This is a genomic window from Microbacterium sp. ISL-103 (assembly GCF_018613995.1).
In the GTDB taxonomy this organism is placed as follows: Bacteria; Actinomycetota; Actinomycetes; order Actinomycetales; family Microbacteriaceae; genus Microbacterium.
The window spans coordinates 1-3,735 of the sequence record NZ_JAGGPD010000460.1; the positions used below are offsets into that span (position 1 = coordinate 1).

At 67.7% G+C, this 3,735-nt stretch carries 3 protein-coding genes and 1 pseudogene; 2 read left to right on the forward strand and 2 right to left on the reverse strand.

What is annotated here, in order from left to right:
• The first annotated feature begins 80 nt into the window (after window positions 1-80).
• Complete coding sequence (locus J7E68_RS15860) at window positions 81-647, forward strand: TetR/AcrR family transcriptional regulator (protein WP_215174191.1); 567 nt, start codon at window positions 81-83, stop codon at window positions 645-647.
• Between the two features lie 18 nt (window positions 648-665).
• On the opposite strand, the gene J7E68_RS15865 is transcribed toward J7E68_RS15860, so the two are convergent.
• Together J7E68_RS15865 and J7E68_RS15870 are read right to left on the reverse strand one after the other, a co-directional pair.
• Complete coding sequence (locus J7E68_RS15865) at window positions 666-1,001, reverse strand: peptidase (protein ID WP_215174193.1); 336 nt, start codon at window positions 999-1,001, stop codon at window positions 666-668.
• Window positions 998-2,359, reverse strand: coding sequence for an inorganic phosphate transporter (locus J7E68_RS15870; protein WP_215174195.1), 1,362 nt, complete (start codon window positions 2,357-2,359; stop codon window positions 998-1,000). The genes J7E68_RS15865 and J7E68_RS15870 overlap by 4 nt, the downstream gene beginning before the upstream one ends.
• Window positions 2,360-2,515: 156 nt before the next feature.
• On the opposite strand from J7E68_RS15870, the pseudogene J7E68_RS15875 reads away from it, so the two are divergent.
• A pseudogene (locus tag J7E68_RS15875) lies at window positions 2,516-3,735 on the forward strand (oligopeptidase B); the annotation flags it as partial.

Here is a 3,735-nt window from a genome sequence, read left to right on the forward strand (position 1 = left end):
CTCTCAGCCTAGGCCACACTCCGACACCGGATCGGCGAGGGCCTCCACGTCACCTGTAGTAGTCGCGATAGGGTTCTCGGATGGCGAAGAACGAGACCCGAAGACGGCTCATCGCGGATGCCGGACTCGCCGTGCTCGCCGCAGACGGCTCGCGCGGGCTCACCCACCGCGCGGTCGACAGCCCCGCCGGGGTTCCGACAGGGACCACGTCCAACTACTTCCGCACTCGCGACGCGCTGGTGGAGGGCCTCGTCGAGCGCATCGGCGAACGCCTCGCGCCCAGCGACGACGACCTCGCGCGCCGTGCCGGCGAGGCCCCCAGCAGAGAGCTCTTCGCCGACTACGTCAGAGACATCGTCCGCCGCCTGAGCGGCGACCGCGACGTCACCCTGGCGCTGTTCGAGCTGCGCCTCGAGAGCAGCCGACGCCCCGAGAGCGCCGCGCTTCTGGGCGCGTGGCAGAAGGCGGGGCTCGACGGCGACGTGGCGTTCAACGAGTCCGCGGGACTGCCCGGCGGACGCCGCGAGATCGCACTGTTCCACTACGCGATCGACGGGCTGCTGCTCGATCGACTGACGACTCCGATCGATCCGGAGACGTCGACCGATGAGATCGTCGACGACCTCGTCGAGGGACTGCTGCGCTGACGCCCGATCCCGTCGGCGTCAGTGTCCGACGACGATGATCAGGATGCCCGCCACGACCGCGACCGCGCAGAGCGCGAAGCATCCGTACGCGCCGAACAGTGCGATGCGGCGCTGTCCTTCGGTGAGCGGGCTCTTCTTCGCGGCCTTCGCGGCCTGCTTCGCCGCGCGCCGCAGCTCCTTCTCGGAGATGACGGTGATCGCGTCGGTGAATTCCGCAGGACTCACGACCGGTGCATGGCCGCTGCGCACGAGCAGCCGAAGACCGAACGCATAGAACGTCACCACAGCGCAGGCGCCCACCAGCGCCGCGAGGAACACCTGGAGGAACGCGCTCCAGTCGATGTCGACGCTCACTTCGAGTCCTCGCTGTTCGCCTTCTCGGGATTCTCGGTCGTCGGCGCCCCCGTGCCCGGCGCCTTCTTCGAGGCCTTCGCCGCCGCCTTCGCCTTCGCCTCGGCCTTCGCCTGGGCCTTCAGCTTCTCGCGAGCCTCTGCACGCGCCTTCGCCTCTGCCTTCGCCTCCGTGATGCGCTGCTGGCGGCGCGTGGGCGGAGTGGTGTCGGGGTGCTCGATGGCGAGTCCCGACTCGGCGACGTCGCTCATCGCGTTCGCCGGAGTCACGGCATCCTTACGCGAACGCAGGAACAGACCGATGATCACGGCAAGCGCGAGCACGGCATCGATCGCGATGCCCCAGAGTCCGAGCCACGTGATCAGCAGCGCAGCGAGGGCACCCACGGCGCCGGCCGCCGGAAGGGTGAGCAGCCAGCCGATCGCGATGCGACCTGCGGTACGCCACCGCACGGTCGACCCGCGTCGTCCGAGACCGGAGCCGATCACCGAGCCCGATGCCACCTGCGTGGTCGAGAGTGCGAAGCCGAACGCGCTGGAGGCCAGGATCGTCGCGGCCGTCGAGCTCTCTGCCGAGAAGCCCTGAGCGGGCTTGACCTCGGTCAGCCCCTTGCCGAGCGTGCGGATGATCCGCCATCCGCCGAGATACGTGCCGAGGGCGATGGTCACCGCGCACGCGATGATGACCCAGAGGTACGGATCCGCCTGCTCGCTGTTCTGCCATCCGACCGTGATCAGCGCCAGGGTGATGACACCCATCGTCTTCTGGGCGTCGTTGGTGCCGTGCGCGAGCGCGACGAGGGACGACGTGAAGATCTGGCCCCAGCGGAAGCCGTCGCGACCGTCGGGCTTCCCGTCGTAACGGCGCGTGATCGAGTACGCGATCTTGGTCGCTGCGAACGCGATGATGCCTGCGGTGAGCGGGGCGATGAGCGCAGGGAGGATGATCTTCGACAGCACCATGCCGAAGTCGATGCCACCGACCCCGACGCCGACCAGAGTGGCGCCGATGAGACCGCCGAAGAGGGCGTGGGATGAGCTCGAGGGGAGTCCCAGCAGCCAGGTCAGCATGTTCCAGGTGATCGCGCCGATGAGGCCGGCGAAGATCATCGGCAGGAACACCTCGCCTTGGATCGTGTCCTCGCGGATGATGCCATGCGACACGGTCTTGGAGACCTCGGTCGACAGGAACGCACCGACGAGGTTGAGTACGGCGGCCAGGAGGACCGCGGTCTTGGGTTTGAGAGCACCGGTCGCGATGGGGGTCGCCATCGCGTTCGCGGTGTCGTGGAACCCGTTGGTGAAGTCGAAGAAGAGTGCCAGCAAGATCACCAGCACGACGATGAGGGCTGCGGTTTCCACCGTTCGCTTTCGGTCGTTGAGGAAGAAGGAGGTGTCGACGGGATCGACGTGACGAACGAAGAGTTCACCGTGGGTTTGACTTCCGTTAACCGGCCCCGTTGAATCCTCCCACCCTGTCGGGTGCCGGTCAACTCGACCTCGACTAGCGTGGGATCCGTGACTGATGCTCCGATCGCAGACCGCCGTTCCACCCTCCGCACACATCATGGCGACACCTTCGACGATCCATACGAATGGCTGCGCGAGAAGGAGTCCCCCGAGGTGATCTCCCACCTCGAGGCGGAGAACGCGCACACCGAGGCGGAGCTCGCGCACCTCGCGGATCTGCGCGAGACGCTGTTCCAGGAGATCAAGGGGCGGGTGCAGGAGACCGATCTGTCGGTGCCGACGCGACGTGGCGGATGGTGGTACTACAGCCGCACCGAGGAGGGTGCTCAGTACGGCATCCACTGCCGCACGGCGGCCGCCGAGAACGACTGGACTCCCCCGGTGCTCGAGGCAGGCGTGGCCGTGCCCGGCGAGGTCGTGCTGCTCGACGGCAACGTCGAGGCCGAGGGCCATGAGTTCTTCTCGCTCGGGGCGTTCGACACCTCCGATGACGCCACCACACTGCTCTGGGCGACCGACTTCGAGGGCGACGAGCTGTACACGGTCCATGTGCGCGACCTCATCACCGGCGAGACGCTGCCGGACGAGATCCCCGACACCGGCGGCGCCTTCTTCACCCCAGACGGCACCGGCATCCTCTACACGACACGTGATGACGCGTGGCGTCCCGACACTCTGTGGCTGCACCGACTCGGCACGCCGGTGTCGGACGACGTGAAGCTCTTCCACGAACCCGACGAGAAGTACTGGCTCGGCGCCGGCATCACCCGAAGCCGCAGGTTCCTCGTGATCGCCGTCGGATCGAGCATCACCAGCGAGGAGTACCTCGTCGATCTCTCGGGCGACCTGACCGCTGAGCCGCAGATCGTCTGGCCCCGCAGCGAGGGGGTGGAGTACTCGCTGGAGCATGCCGTGGTCGACGGCGAAGACCGGCTCTACATCCTGCACAACGACGGCGCCCTCGACTTCGAGCTCGTCTCTGTCGCAGCTTCCGCGCCGCAGGGGGATCGCCGAGTGGTGCTCCCCCACCAGCCGGGGCGTCGCCTGCTCGGAATGGACGCGTTCCGCGATTTCGCCACCGTGGAGTACCGCAGCGAGGGCCTCGAGCGGGTCGGTCTCCTCGACTACGCGACGGATGCCGTCGAAGACATCGTCTTCGATGAGCCGCTCTACTCGGCCGGCGTGAGCGGCAACCCCGCGTGGCACTCCCCGTTCCTGCGGCCCGGGTACACCTCGTTCGTGCCCCCGGGGACGGCCTCCGCGCTCGA